We start from the raw sequence: 12,764 nt of genomic DNA on the forward strand, positions 1-12,764 counted from the left end.
GCCGACCTCGATCTCGCGATCTGCATCACGGAAGGCATTCCCGTGCGCGACATGATCGAAGTCAAGGACCGTATGCGCCGCGAAGGCCGCAAGACGCTGCTCCTCGGCCCGAACTGCCCCGGCACGATCACGCCGGACGAGCTGAAGATCGGCATCATGCCGGGTCACATCCACCGCAAGGGCCGCATCGGCGTCGTGTCGCGTTCGGGCACGCTGACGTATGAAGCCGTTGCTCAGCTGACCGCGCTCGGCCTCGGCCAGTCGTCGGCAGTCGGTATCGGCGGCGACCCGATCAACGGTCTGAAGCACATCGACGTCATGAAGATGTTCAACGACGATCCGGATACGGACGCCGTGATCATGATCGGCGAGATCGGCGGTCCGGACGAAGCGAACGCCGCTTACTGGATCAAGGACAACATGAAGAAGCCGGTGGTTGGCTTCATCGCGGGCGTCACGGCGCCTCCGGGCAAGCGCATGGGCCACGCCGGCGCGCTGATCTCGGGCGGTGCGGACACCGCCGACGCGAAGCTGGAAATCATGGACGGCTGCGGCATCAAGGTGACGCGCAATCCGTCGGAAATGGGCCGTCTGCTGAAGTCGGTGCTGTAAATTTCGGAATTCGCTGCCGCTCGCGCGTCGCGCACGCGCGGGTGGGTGGCGTTTTTTGATATTCTTGCGGAATCCTTTCACGAGGTTTCCGTACAAAAAGCGAGGAAGCCAGTCATGGCCGCCTCGCTTTTTTATTGGCTGCGACTTCGTGGGAGTTGCGCGCTCGCGCTCACCCTTTTACGTTCTCGCCTACATGCTCGAGTTTTTCGCATCGCTCCATTGGGGCGCCGTCCTCCAGATCATCGCCATCGACATCCTGCTCGGCGGCGACAACGCCGTGGTGATCGCGCTCGCTTGTCGCGACCTGCCCGCGCAGCAGCGCCTGCGTGGCATCCTCTGGGGCACGGCCGGCGCGATCGCGCTGCGCGTGGTGCTGATAGCGTTCGCCGTGGTGCTGCTCAACGTGCCGCTGCTGAAGTTCACGGGCGGCCTGCTGCTGCTGTGGATCGGCGTGCGGCTCCTCGCGCCCTCGCATCTCGAGCACGCCAACGTGAAGCCCGCCGACAAGCTGATCGGCGCGATCAAGACGATCGTCGTCGCCGATGCGGTGATGAGCCTCGACAACGTGGTCGCGATTGCGGGTGCGGCCGAATCCGCCGATCCGCAGCATCGGATCGCGCTCGTGATCTTCGGGCTGATGGTGAGCATTCCGATCATCGTGTGGGGCAGCCAGCTCGTGCTGAAGCTGCTCGATCGCTATCCGCTGATCGTGACGTTCGGCGCGGCGCTGCTTGGCTGGATTGCGGGCGGGCTCATCGTCAATGACCCCGCGGGCGACCGCTGGCCGCTGCTCGACACGCCCGTGGCCGAGTACGGCATGTGCGTGGCGGGGGCGCTGTTCGTCGTCGTGCTCGGCCATTTGCTCAGGCGCCGCAATGCGCGGCGCGCGCAGGCGCAGGGGCCGCAATCGCATTGAGCGGCGCATGCGCCGCCGTTGTGCCTGACCCATTCGGCCGACTGCCGCGCGCCTCGCGCCGCCGATACGATCAAGACGCCTGTTCACGCGTGTGAGCAGGCGTTTCTTGTTTCAGGAGCCCTGACGATGATCGTATCCATATCTGGTTTGAGTCCTTCGAGTGCGTTGAATCCTTTGAGCCTGCCGGTGTGCGACGGCTGGAATGCCTTGAGCGTGCGCGCACCGCGCTTCACGCGTTTTGCACGAATGGCGGGCTTCGCCTGCAGATGGACTTCGCGGGGCTTCACACTGATCGAACTGATGATCGTGCTCGCAATCGTCGGCGTGATTGCCGCTTATGCGATTCCTGCGTACCAGGACTACCTCGCCCGCAGCCGCGTGGGCGAGGGCCTTTCGCTCGCGGCTTCGGCACGGCTCGCGGTGGCCGAGAACGCCGCGAGCGGCAACGCGCTCGGCTCGGGCTACACCGTGCCGCCGGCCACGCGCAACGTCGACTCGGTGCATATCGACGACACGACCGGGCAGATCACGGTCGCCTTCACCACGCGCGTGGCACCCGAGGGCAGCAACACGATCGTGCTCGTGCCCTCGGTGCCGGACAACGCCGATGCGCCCACCGCGCGCGTCGCGCTCGCACAGGGCAGCATGCAGGGCGGCACGCTCACGTGGGAGTGCTTCGCATCCGGCAAGACGGGTTCTTCGCTCGGCGCGCCCGGTGCGGGGCCGGCGCCGGTGGAGGCAGCGACGCTGGCGGCGAATCTCGCGCCGCCCGAGTGCCGCGCGTAGGTTGGTGTGAGAGCAACGGTGAGCGCCTGTGCGCCCGCTCGCGCAGCGGGCTCGCCGTTGGCGCGGGCGTGCAATCGCACCGTGGCATGGTGCCGTGCTGGCCCGGTTCGCCTCGGTTCGGGCCGGCTCAAGCGGCCATCGTTCGCACAGTGGTGGAAAAGTTTTGTATAGTGCGCCGGTTGCTGACGCCCCCGCCTAACTCATGCCTTCCAATTTTGCACGTTACCTTACGTTCGTCTTGCTGGCCCTTGCGCTGACGCTGCCTTATGCCGTCGTCAACCACACCTATCCGATTCCTACGTTCTACTCGGAATTCGTAGCACTGACGCTTTATCTGCTGCTCGGCGCCTCCGTGCTGCTGCTCGTGCGTCCCGCACGCACGGGCGAGGGCTTTGCGTCGCCCACCGTCGCGCTGGTGCCGCTCGCCTTTGGCCTCGTGCTCGTCGTGCAGACGTTCGCGCTGCCGCTCGCCGAGCCCTCGATGAACTGGCTCGGCGCGGGCTACCTGCTCGCCGCTTTCATGGCGACGCACGCGGGCTTCGGCATCAAGCGCGCGCGTCTCATGCGGGCCGCGCTCGTGTGGGGGGCGTTCGCGCTGCAAGTCGGCGGTCTCTTCGCCGTGTTCAGCCAGGTGGTGCAGCTTCTTCACCTGGAGACGAAAGTCACGCCGCTCGTTGTCGCGTACAACGTCGCCGTCGATCGCCGGCCATTCGGCAACATGGCGCAGGCCAATCATCTCGCCACCTATATCGCGTTCGCCATGGCGGGCGCGATGTATCTCGTGCAGACGCGGCGGTTGAACGTCCTGCTGTGGGTCGTGCTGACTGCGGTCTACGCGGGTGGCCTTGCGCTTACCGTGTCGCGCGGGCCGTGGCTGCAGATGGGCGTGATCTTCGTCGCGGGCCTGTGGATCGCGCTCACGGGCTGCCGTAGTGAAGCGGACGAAGGGCACGGCGCGAGTGGTGCGGCCGGTCGAGGCATCGCGTCGGCGGCGCGTTCGGGTCGGCAAGCGGGCGGCCTGCGTGCCTGGATCATTCCGGTCGCGCTCGTGGCACTCTTTTTCGCGATGAATGCGTTCGTGCGCTGGGCCAATGTTCGCTACAACCTCCAGCTCGATCAGTCGGCAGCGGACCGTTTCAAGGACGCCAGCCAGATCGCGCCGCGCATCGCGCTGTGGCGCTACGGCTGGACGATGTTCAAGTCGCATCCAGTGCTCGGTGTCGGCTGGGGCGATTTCCCGATCCATCAGTTCGAGCTGGTGCGCTCGCTCGGCGGCGTCGAGATCGCCAACAACGCGCACGACATCTTCCTCGACGTGCTCGCCAAGACCGGCTTGATCGGCTTTGCGATCGTCGTGCTCGGACTGCTCGCGTGGTTCGTCCGTGCGCTGCGCGCGCCGCACACCGCCGAGCGCGTGTTCGGCTTCATGCTGATCGGCGTGCTCGTCATGCATGCGCTCGTCGAATATCCGCAGCAGTATATGTTCTTCCTGCTGCCTGCGATGTTCGTGTTCGGTCTGCTGGAGACGAAGCCACTGCGTGCCGTGCCGCCGCGCGTGTCGCTTGGCGTGTATGCGGTGATCGTGTTGGGCGGCATTGCGTCGCTGTACCCGGTGCTGCGCGACTACAACCGCGCCGAGGTGCTGTACTACGGCGCGCATCCGGCGCGCGAATATGCCGACGATCCTTCGCGCCTTTTCGGTGCCTGGGGCGATTACGGCATGGCCACGCTGTTGCCGATGAATGCCGCGAGCCTTCCCAGCAAGCTCTACGCGCATCAGCGCGGCATCGCGCTGCTGCCGGGCGAAACAGTGTTGCGTCGTTATGCGGTATTGCAGGCGCTCGATGGCGATACGGCGGGCGCGTTCGATACGATTGAGCGTCTGCGCATTTTCGCCACGGAGCTGCATGACTGGCCGACCCAGCTCGCCTCGCTCTATGGCCTGCTCGACGCGCAGCCCACCCTGGCGGACTTCAAGGCGCAACTGGTGAAGAAGTATGGGGTTGCGCCGAAGTCCAGTGAAGAAGACGACGAGGACGATTCGGACGACTGAGGCATCTGGCTCGCGCGTGATCCGCTGGTGGGCCGCCGGTGAGTCCGCGACTCGCCGGCGCTCCTGCGCCGGATATCAGGGGAGGAGGCCGATGTTTGCGGCCAGCCTCCCGGCAAGCTCGCCGCGAGCGCTTGCGGCCGTCACAGTTCGGAATACTTCGCTGCGCTCCCTTTTGCCTTCTCCACGGGGTAGCGCTGTGCGTTCAGCTTGAGCTTTTCTGCTGCCGCATCGAGGAGATCGAACCCCGCGGTATGGGCGACCAGCATCAGGTAGATGAGCACGTCCGCGCACTCGTGCTTGAGGTTCCTGACCTGCGCGGGATCGAGGAGCAGGGCATCGATCTCGGTATCACTTTTCCACTGGACCGTCTCAAGTAGCTCGCCGGCCTCGATGCTGGTGGAGACGATCAGATTGCGCAACGTATGAAATTGCTTCCAGTCGCGGGCGTCACGGAAGTCCAGCACCTGCTCGAGCAGTTCATCGATTGTCATGGGCGTACCCTGATCGTGAATTAGCGGGGAGCCGCAAGCGTCTGACCTCAACCTTGCGCGACCCAATCCCCCGACTTCCCGCCGTGCTTCTCCAGCACGCGCACATCGGTGATCGTCATGCCGCGATCCACGGCCTTGCACATGTCGTACACCGTCAGCAGGCCTACCTGCACGGCGGTCAGCGCTTCCATCTCCACGCCCGTGCGGCCGAGCGTCTCCACTTGCGCCGTGCAGTGCACGCCCGGCAGCGCTTCATCGAGCGCGAAGTCCACCTTGACGCGAGTGATCGCGAGCGGGTGGCACAGCGGAATCAGATCCGATGTGCGTTTTGCGCCCTGGATCGCGGCGATGCGCGCGACGCCGATCACGTCGCCTTTTTTCGCGTGGCCGTCGCGAATCAGCGCAAAGGTCTGCGGCAGCATGCGGATCGTGCCGCGCGCGAGCGCGATGCGCTTGGTCTCGGCTTTGCCGCCGACATCGACCATATGGGCGTCGCCGGCAGCGTCAAAATGCGTGAGTTCGGGCATGGTGAGCTCTTTCGTGAAGGGTGCCTATCTTAACAGCGCGGCATGCGGCGGCTGGCGTGTGCTCCGTGGTTCCGTCCGCGCATCTCATGGGGCCGCATCCGGGCCGAGCGGGCGCGCCGCCGGGCTACAATGGGCCCTCGGCGCCGGCGGAGCGCAACATGACAGCGCCGCCGCGCCAGCGTCCTGCATACCCTGATCCTGTCATCAATGCGTCTGAAACGGCTGCTTGCTGCATGGTTGTGCGCGTCGCTCGCGGCTTCGCCGCAGGCATACGCGCAGGCGTCGAACGCGAACGCGCGCGGTGTGGCGGCGTCGCAGACCGCCGTGCTGAACCTCGGCGCGGCTTCGGGTGCGAGTTCGGGCGTGACTTCGGCCACGACTCCGGGCACTGCGCCAGCCCCAACGGCCGTTGCAAGTCCGTCGGGCCTTGCTCCCGGCGCCCCCGCGCTCGTGAGCGGCCCGCTCGACGATAAGGCAGACCCCGTCGTCCCTGCTTCGATCGCCCAGGGTGTATTCGGCACGTATGGCGGCGCGCAGAGCCGCCTGTCCGGTCCGTCAGGCACAACTGGCACAAGCGGCACAAGCGGCACAAGCGGCACAAGCGGCACAAACAATACAAGCAGTGCAAACAGTACAAGCGGCTTAAGCGGCAACGCCAGTGTGCGCGCCCCGGCCTGGGTGCCGCAACTGCCCGATCTCGGCGACGGCTCGGGCGGCGCGCTCACTCCGCAAGCCGAGCGCCGCATCGGCGAGCGCGTGATGCGCGAGATTCGCCGCGACCCCGACTACGTCGGCGACTGGCTCGTACTCGATTATCTCAACTCCGTCGCGGCGCGCCTGGCGGCGTCGGCGAGCGCCCAGTTCCTCGGCGGCTATCGGCCCGACTTCGACGTTTTCGCGATGCGCGATGGCCAGATCAACGCGTTTTCGCTGCCGGGCGGCTTCATCGGCGTGAACACGGGGCTCATCGTCGCCACGCAGACGGAGTCCGAACTCGCCTCCGTGCTCGGCCACGAGATGGGGCACGTCTTGCAGCGGCACATCGCGCGCATGCTCTCGCAGAACGAGCGCAGCAGTTACGCCGCGCTGGCGGGCGTGCTGTTCGGTATTCTCGCGGGCGTGCTTGCGCACAGCGGCGACTTGGGCAGTGCGATTGCGCTTGGCAGTCAGGCCTATGCCGTGGACAGCCAGTTGCGCTTTTCGCGGGCCGCCGAGCACGAGGCCGATCGCGTGGGCTTCCAGTTGCTCGCAGGCGCGGGCTATGACCCGTGGGGCATGGTGGCGTTCTTCGAGCGGCTCGAGCGCGCCTCGATGGGCGACGCGGGCGTGCCGGCCTATGCGCGCACGCATCCGCTCACAGGCGAGCGCATTGCCGATATTCAGGACCGCGCGCGCCGCGCCGCTTACCGGCAGCCGCGCCAGGCGCCCGAGTACGGCTTCGTGCGCGCGCGCGTGCGCGTGCTGCAGGACCGCACGAGGAGCGAATACATCGACGAAATCGCGCGTCTGCGCTCGGAGCTCGAGGACCATACGGCGCTGAACGTCGCCGCGAACTGGTACGGCATCGCCTTCGCGCAGACGCTGCTCGAGCGCTACGACGAGGCGAAGGCATCGCTTGCGAACTCACGCGCGGCGTTCGCGCAATTCGAGGCCGCCGACGGCAGCAAGACGCGCAGTTCTCCGAGCCTCGACGTGCTCGCAGCGGAAATCGCTCGCCGTGCGGGCCGCACCGACGAGGCCGTGCGGCTCGGTGAGGCGGCTCACAAGGCGTGGCCCGCTTCGCACGCGGCCATCGATTCCCTGCTGCAGGCGTTGATCGCGGCTCGCCGCTTCAAGGAGGCGCAGACGCTCGCGCGCTACGAGGCCGAGGCCGAACCGCGACAAGGCGCATGGTGGCTGTATCTGGCGCAGGCGAGCGCCGGGCTCGGCGACGCGCTCACGCAGCATCGCGCGATGGCGGAAAAGCTTGCACTCGACGGCGCATGGCCTTCGGCCATACGTCAGCTCAGGGAGGCGCGCGACATGAAGTCGGTGAGCTACTACGATCTGTCGACGATCGAAGCGCGCCTGCATGACTTCGAGGCGCGCTACAAGGAAGAGCGCGAGGACGAGAAGGATCTGGGCGGCTGAGCGAGGCGCCGGTCTGCTTCGTCTACGTTCAAGCGTCCCGTCGGGCTTCGCGCGAAGGCGGCGTGCCGCTCGCGTTGCCGGTGTGATCGGCGGCCTGCGCTTGCCGCCCTGCGCTCGCCGGGCTCGCAACGAAGGCGAAGCGCGTGCTCACGTCGGCGCGGCGGATCGGCTGCAGCGGCAGCGCCGTGTCGGCGCGCCAGTGGAACGTGCCGCTGCGGGCGTCGTCGGCAATCGATGCGTGTTCCGAGAACAGGTCGAGATCGTGGTCGTGCAAGAGCGCCGCGCGCGGCGGCGCGCTCGCATCGGCGAACACCACGCTGCCCGCTTCGTCGAGCCAGGCGGCCGCGGGCTCGAACGGCTGGCCGGCCTGGTCGGTGAGCGTCAGCGCGCCGTCATGGCGGCTCGCGAGGCGCACGATCCACGGCGTGTATTCGAGCTCGACATAGACGCGCTGCGGCCCGTTCTGGAAGTACCACTGGCCGTGCTCGTCGCACTCGTAGTTGCGGTTGATGAAGCCGAGCAGCGCTTCGTGGCGGATCGCCGTGCCGCTCGCGTTCTGCGCCTGCGCCGCCTCGTCGCGCATGCGCCAGTTGCCGCGTGCGTCGAGCATCAGCCAGCCCGTGCAATGCGGGACGTTGGGCCAGCGCGCAAGCGCCTGTTTGACGATCTCATCCATGAGCAACGAAGGGCGAAAAATAAGCGAACACGCGCTGCGAGAGCCAGTCGCTGCGACCGGGGAACGGTCCCGTCATGAAGCCGACGTGGCCGCCATGCTCGGGTTGATCAAGCTCGACGGCAGCGCTGACCTCGTGGCGTGCGGGCAGCGCGTGGTCAGGCAGGAACGGATCGTTGCGCGCGTTCAGAACAAGTGTGGGGACGACGATTTCGCCGAGCATCGGACGGATCGTCGCCTGGGTCCAGTAGTCGTCGGCGCTGCGAAAGCCGTGCAGCGGCGCGGTGACGACGTCGTCGAATTCGTGCATCGTGCGGCTCGCGAGCACCATCTGGGCGTCGAAGAGGCCGGGGTACTGTTCGAGCTTCTGGAGCGCCTTGACCTTCAGCGTCCTCAGGAAGCTGCGCGTGTAGATCATGCCGAAGCCTTGCGCGAGCATCTCGCCGCCCGCATGCACGTCGAGCGGCGCGGAGATCGCGGCGGCGGCGGCGACGATCGAGGCGTCTTCGCGGCGTTGCGCGAGCCAGTGCAGCAGCACGTTGCCGCCGAGCGAGACGCCCGCTACGATCAGCGGCCCCGCGTGGCGCGCGGCGAGGCGCCGGAGCACCCAGTCGACTTCGGCGGAATCCGCGAGATGGTAGAAGCGCGGCAGCAGGTTGAGCGGCCCGCTGCAACTGCGAAAGTGCGGGATCACCGCGTGCCAGCCGCGCGCATGGGCGGCCGCTGCGAGCGAGCGGGCGTAGTGCGAGCCGGAGCCGCCCTCAAGGCCATGGAACAGCACGAAGAGCGGTGCGGTGGGGCCGGCACCCTTGCCGTCTACCCAGTCCACTTCGATGAAGTCGCCGTCGGGCGTGTCCCAGCGCTCGCGCCGGTACGCGGGCAGGGGCAGGCGCGAGAAGATCGCCGGCACGATGGTCTGGACGTGCGCGCCGGGCAGCCAGAACGGCGCGCGGTAGCTCGTGTCGAGGGCGGCAGCCTGAGCATCGAGCGCGGCGGCGACGCGGGCTGCTTCACTGGGCCTATGGGTGTCGTCGGTCGTGCTCATGACTGCCCCCTCGCGCGTGTTCGTCAGTGCAGCGCGCCCTGGCCGTGGCGCAATCTGGCGGAGAACTGGGTGGCCGCATCGTCGGGCATGCGGCTCGCATGAATGTGCGCGATGCGCCATTCGCCGCGCTCGTGCACCATCACATAAGTCGTGAAAACCAGGGCGGGCACCGCATTGGGATCGACCGGGCGATGCGCTTCCACGATCGCGTAGACCACGGTGCCAAGGCTGTCGTAGACACGGATGTCGAGCGGCTCGATCGACACCGGTGCCGCTTCGAGCTGTGTGGCGAGGCCTGCGCGAATGTTGGGCAGGCCATGCAGATGCGCGCCTTCCGCGGTGATGCAGCTCACGAACTCTTCATCGATCCACAGTCCCATCAAGCTGTCGATGTTGACTTCCGCGACAGCCTGATAGTAGGCGTTGAGGGTGTCCGCGGCGGCTTCGAAGATGTGGGCAAAACGTGGCATGGCTCGTTGGTCTGGTGCGCTCAGTGTTGCACTAGGCTTGCACGTTGGCGCGGGTTGGCGATTCGTCGGTTGCGGCACCTCGTGCGTTCGCCGGGCGTGCGCAGCGCTATGGCGAGCGGCGTCGCTGCAGCGGGACGTCGCAGCCGCCGCGAGTATGGCGCCTACGCGAGACAGCCCTGTGCCGTGCTCCGATGCGGCGTTTAGAGCCCGCGCCACTGCTGTCTTCATTGGGCGCGCGCAATGTGCGTCGCGTCCGTTGTGTGCCGCACATCCGCGCTCGCCTGTGGCGTCTTTTTCGCGAGGCAGGCAGCGCAAACGCGCTAGCGCTGGCCGAGCAGCATGCCGCGCAGATCGCCGAAAACCTGCTCCGGGCTCAGTTCGCGCAGGCAGTTCAGATGCCCGAGCGGACACTCACGCGCAAAGCAGGGACTACATTCGAGATGCAGCCATTGTACCTTTGCAAGCTCGGACAATGGCGGGGTGTGGCGCGGATCCGTCGATCCGTAGAGCGCGACGAGCGGCCGGCGCAGTGCGGCGGCCACGTGCATCAGGCCCGAATCGTTGGTCACCACGGCGTTCGCGCGCGAGATCAGCGCGCACGCCTCGCCGAGTGCGGTCTGGCCGCACAGGTTGCGCACATTCGAGGCGCGATCGGCGATGGCCTGGGCGAGCGGGGCGTCCTTGGGCGAGCCGAGGGCGACGATCTGCGTGTACGGGAACGACTGGCCCACCATCTTCGCGAGCGCCGCGAAGTGTTCGGGCGGCCAGCGCTTGGCGGGGCCGTACTCGGCGCCGGGGCAGAACACCAGGAGCGGCACGCGCGTATCGAGATTGAAGCGCGCCGAGACCCGCGAGGCTTCGTTCGGATCCGACTCCAGACGCGGCATCGGCAGATCGTCGGGCACGTTCGCGCCGGGCGCGTAGGCGAGCGCGGCGTAGTGGCCGACCATGGGCGCTCGCTCGTCTTTGGGCGGATTCGCGTGGCGCACGTTCAGCAAGCCGTAGCGGCTCTCGCCCGTGTAGCCGATGCGCAGCGGCACGTTGGCGAGCCACGGGATCAGTGCGGACTTCAGCGAGTTCGGCAGCACGTAGGCCGCGTCGTAGCGCTCGGCGCGCAGGTCGGCGGCCAGTTGCCAGCGGCGCAGCAGTTGCAGCTTGCCGTGGGCGAGGTCGGTGGCGTAGACGTCGCGGATCTCGGGCATGCGCTCGAGCACGGGCGCAACCCAGGTCGGCGCGAGCGCATCGATCTGGATGCGCGGGTGCAATTTCACGAGCCGCGAAAAAAGCGGCTGCGCCATCAGTGCGTCACCGATCCAGTTCGGTGCGATTACCAGCGCGCGGCGCATCGGGAGTCAGGGTCCGGAGTGGGTAAGGTTGCGCGTGCGGCTCCCGGTCTTGGGGCGGCGCGCGAAACTCAGTTATGTCAATGAAGCGCTCAGCATGCCGTCCTGCCAACTTGCCGGCGGACGAAAGCGCAAGGCGCGGCGTGATGCTTCGTGGCGATGTGCGCAAAGCCCGCGGCGTGCCGCCTTGTTCATGGCGGCACGCCGCGGGCAGTGAAGCACAGGGAATCCCGGGCAAGCGAGGCGTTTTCGTCCGGGCGGCCATGCCGCCACGCGAAAAGCCCGCGCAGAGCCGGCCGCAGAAGCGAACCCGAGGCTCGAGCCTCGAGCCTCGCATCAGTGGCCGTGCACGACCTCGCCCTCGCGCAGCTTGTAACGCGTGCTGCAGTACGGGCAGCGCGCCTCGCCGTGCGTCACGTCGAGAAACACGCGCGGATGGTTGCTCCAGCGCGGCATCGACGGATTCGGGCAGTAGGCGGGCAGATCCTTGGCCGAAAGCTCGACCAGCGGCATTTCCTTGATTTCGCTCATGAGGACGATTCTCTGTGTAGCTGTGGGGGCCGGCGGGGGCGATGAGGCCTCGTTTGGGCCTCTTTTAGACCTTCGCGAGCCAGTGTGCGTACTTTTCGCTCTTGCCAGAGACCACGTCGAAGAAGGCCGATTGCAGCTTCTCCGTGACCGGGCCGCGCGAACCGCTGCCGATGGTGCGGTTGTCGAGCTCGCGGATCGGCGTGACTTCTGCGGCGGTGCCCGTGAAGAACGCTTCGTCGCAGGTGTACACCTCGTCGCGCGTGATGCGCTTTTCGATCACGGGAATGCCCATGTCGCGCGCGAGCGTGATGACCGTGTCGCGCGTGATGCCGTCGAGGCACGACGCGAGGTCCGGCGTGTACAGCTTGCCATTGTTGACGAGGAAGAAGTTCTCGCCCGAGCCTTCCGAAACATAGCCGTCCACGTCGAGCAGCAGCGCTTCGTCGTAGCCGTCGGCGGTGGCTTCCTGGTTGGCGAGGATCGAGTTCACGTACCAGCCCGAGGCCTTCGCGCGCACCATCGAGACGTTCACGTGATGGCGCGTGAACGACGAGGTCTTCACGCGAATACCCTTGGCGAGCCCGTCCTCGCCGAGGTAGGCGCCCCACGGCCAGGCCGCGATGGCGACGTGAATGGTGTTGCCCTTGGCCGAAACGCCGAGCTTTTCCGAGCCGACCCAGATGATCGGGCGGATGTAGCACGACTCGAGCTTGTTCGCGCGCACGACTTCGCGCTGGGCTTCGGCGAGCGTTTTCGCGTCGTACGGTACGTCCATCTGGAAGATCTTGGCCGAGTTGAGCAGGCGCTTCGTATGCTCGGCGAGACGGAAGATGGCGGTGCTGCCGTCGGCGGTCTGGTAGGCGCGCACGCCTTCGAAGACACCCATGCCGTAGTGCAGCGTGTGGGTCAGCACGTGAATGTTGGCGTCGCGCCAATCAATCAGCTTGCCGTCCATCCAGATCTTGCCGTCGCGGTCGGCCATTGACATACGATTCTCCAGACAAGTGCGGTAAATAGCGGGCTATGAAGCGGGGTTTGCCGCAAGCCGCGTGGCCGGCGGCAGGCAAAGGGGATTATTTTAGCGTCATTTGACGCGTCCCAGCGCGCTCGCGGGCGCGCACGGCGGGGTTTTCGGCCGATTCTGGGGTCGATTTGCCGCTCGCACAGCGGTATTGCAGGCCGTATTG

Annotated in this window: 13 protein-coding genes; 5 read left to right on the top strand and 8 right to left on the bottom strand. The window is 66.8% G+C overall.

Features of this window, described 5'->3' with window-relative positions; genetic code table 11:
* The 4 genes from sucD to VMJ11_RS17085 all read left to right on the top strand — a co-directional run.
* Positions 1-612, top strand: a 612-nt coding sequence (gene sucD, locus VMJ11_RS17070; protein ID WP_325620567.1) for a succinate--CoA ligase subunit alpha, incomplete at its 5' end; no start/stop codon positions are given.
* Between the two features lie 193 nt (positions 613-805).
* Positions 806-1,528 carry a TerC family protein gene (locus VMJ11_RS17075; RefSeq protein ID WP_325620568.1) on the top strand — a complete coding sequence of 241 codons (723 nt, stop codon included), beginning with the start codon at positions 806-808 and terminating at the stop codon, positions 1,526-1,528.
* 246 nt (positions 1,529-1,774) lie between these two features.
* Positions 1,775-2,314, top strand: coding sequence for a pilin (locus VMJ11_RS17080; protein WP_325620599.1), 540 nt, complete (start codon positions 1,775-1,777; stop codon positions 2,312-2,314).
* Between the two features lie 202 nt (positions 2,315-2,516).
* The gene (locus tag VMJ11_RS17085) at positions 2,517-4,367 is read left to right on the top strand and encodes a PglL family O-oligosaccharyltransferase (RefSeq protein ID WP_325620569.1); all 1,851 of its coding nucleotides are present in this window, start codon (positions 2,517-2,519) and stop codon (positions 4,365-4,367) included.
* Between the two features lie 140 nt (positions 4,368-4,507).
* On the opposite strand, the gene VMJ11_RS17090 is transcribed toward VMJ11_RS17085, so the two are convergent.
* The gene (locus VMJ11_RS17090; protein ID WP_325620570.1) at positions 4,508-4,858 is read right to left on the bottom strand and encodes a nucleotide pyrophosphohydrolase; all 351 of its coding nucleotides are present in this window, start codon (positions 4,856-4,858) and stop codon (positions 4,508-4,510) included.
* A 47-nt stretch (positions 4,859-4,905) separates the two neighbouring features.
* Complete coding sequence (gene moaC / locus VMJ11_RS17095) at positions 4,906-5,385, bottom strand: cyclic pyranopterin monophosphate synthase MoaC (protein ID WP_325620571.1); 480 nt, start codon at positions 5,383-5,385, stop codon at positions 4,906-4,908.
* 207 nt (positions 5,386-5,592) lie between these two features.
* Between moaC and VMJ11_RS17100 the strand changes: the two genes are divergently transcribed.
* A complete protein-coding gene (locus VMJ11_RS17100) occupies positions 5,593-7,515 on the top strand; it encodes a M48 family metalloprotease (RefSeq protein WP_325620572.1) in 1,923 nt (640 codons plus the stop codon).
* A 28-nt stretch (positions 7,516-7,543) separates the two neighbouring features.
* Here the strand turns inward: VMJ11_RS17100 and VMJ11_RS17105 are convergent, their stop codons facing one another.
* The 6 genes from VMJ11_RS17105 to VMJ11_RS17130 all read right to left on the bottom strand — a co-directional run bounded on the left by VMJ11_RS17105 (position 7,544) and on the right by VMJ11_RS17130 (position 12,565).
* The gene (locus VMJ11_RS17105; RefSeq protein ID WP_325620573.1) at positions 7,544-8,191 is read right to left on the bottom strand and encodes a DUF2946 family protein; all 648 of its coding nucleotides are present in this window, start codon (positions 8,189-8,191) and stop codon (positions 7,544-7,546) included.
* Complete coding sequence (locus VMJ11_RS17110) at positions 8,184-9,233, bottom strand: YheT family hydrolase (protein WP_325620574.1); 1,050 nt, start codon at positions 9,231-9,233, stop codon at positions 8,184-8,186. The genes VMJ11_RS17105 and VMJ11_RS17110 overlap by 8 nt, the downstream gene beginning before the upstream one ends.
* A 23-nt stretch (positions 9,234-9,256) precedes the next feature.
* Entirely contained in the window at positions 9,257-9,703 is a 447-nt protein-coding gene (locus tag VMJ11_RS17115) for a nuclear transport factor 2 family protein (RefSeq protein WP_325620575.1), read from the bottom strand.
* A gap of 320 nt (positions 9,704-10,023) precedes the next feature.
* On the bottom strand, positions 10,024-11,049 hold the full coding sequence (waaF, locus tag VMJ11_RS17120) for a lipopolysaccharide heptosyltransferase II (protein WP_325620576.1): 1,026 nt from the start codon (positions 11,047-11,049) through the stop codon (positions 10,024-10,026).
* 333 nt (positions 11,050-11,382) lie between these two features.
* A complete protein-coding gene (locus VMJ11_RS17125; RefSeq protein WP_325620577.1) occupies positions 11,383-11,577 on the bottom strand; it encodes a zinc-finger domain-containing protein in 195 nt (64 codons plus the stop codon).
* Positions 11,578-11,641: 64 nt separating this feature from the next.
* A complete protein-coding gene (locus VMJ11_RS17130) occupies positions 11,642-12,565 on the bottom strand; it encodes a branched-chain amino acid transaminase (protein WP_325620578.1) in 924 nt (307 codons plus the stop codon).
* Between the last annotated feature and the right edge of the window lie 199 nt (positions 12,566-12,764).

Source organism: Paraburkholderia sp., assembly GCF_035501035.1.
Lineage (GTDB): Bacteria > Pseudomonadota > Gammaproteobacteria > Burkholderiales > Burkholderiaceae > Paraburkholderia.

Coding starts and splice junctions, on each gene's coding strand:
- waaF (WP_325620576.1), bottom strand. CDS start 11,049: ATGCGCCGCGCGCTGGTAATCGCACCGAACTGGATCGGTGACGCACTG.
- VMJ11_RS17090 (WP_325620570.1), bottom strand. CDS start 4,858: ATGACAATCGATGAACTGCTCGAGCAGGTGCTGGACTTCCGTGACGCC.
- VMJ11_RS17100 (WP_325620572.1), top strand. CDS start 5,593: ATGCGTCTGAAACGGCTGCTTGCTGCATGGTTGTGCGCGTCGCTCGCG.
- VMJ11_RS17085 (WP_325620569.1), top strand. CDS start 2,517: ATGCCTTCCAATTTTGCACGTTACCTTACGTTCGTCTTGCTGGCCCTT.
- VMJ11_RS17130 (WP_325620578.1), bottom strand. CDS start 12,565: ATGTCAATGGCCGACCGCGACGGCAAGATCTGGATGGACGGCAAGCTG.
- VMJ11_RS17105 (WP_325620573.1), bottom strand. CDS start 8,191: ATGGATGAGATCGTCAAACAGGCGCTTGCGCGCTGGCCCAACGTCCCG.
- moaC (WP_325620571.1), bottom strand. CDS start 5,385: ATGCCCGAACTCACGCATTTTGACGCTGCCGGCGACGCCCATATGGTC.
- VMJ11_RS17080 (WP_325620599.1), top strand. CDS start 1,775: ATGGCGGGCTTCGCCTGCAGATGGACTTCGCGGGGCTTCACACTGATC.
- VMJ11_RS17115 (WP_325620575.1), bottom strand. CDS start 9,703: ATGCCACGTTTTGCCCACATCTTCGAAGCCGCCGCGGACACCCTCAAC.
- VMJ11_RS17125 (WP_325620577.1), bottom strand. CDS start 11,577: ATGAGCGAAATCAAGGAAATGCCGCTGGTCGAGCTTTCGGCCAAGGAT.
- VMJ11_RS17075 (WP_325620568.1), top strand. CDS start 806: ATGCTCGAGTTTTTCGCATCGCTCCATTGGGGCGCCGTCCTCCAGATC.
- VMJ11_RS17110 (WP_325620574.1), bottom strand. CDS start 9,233: ATGAGCACGACCGACGACACCCATAGGCCCAGTGAAGCAGCCCGCGTC.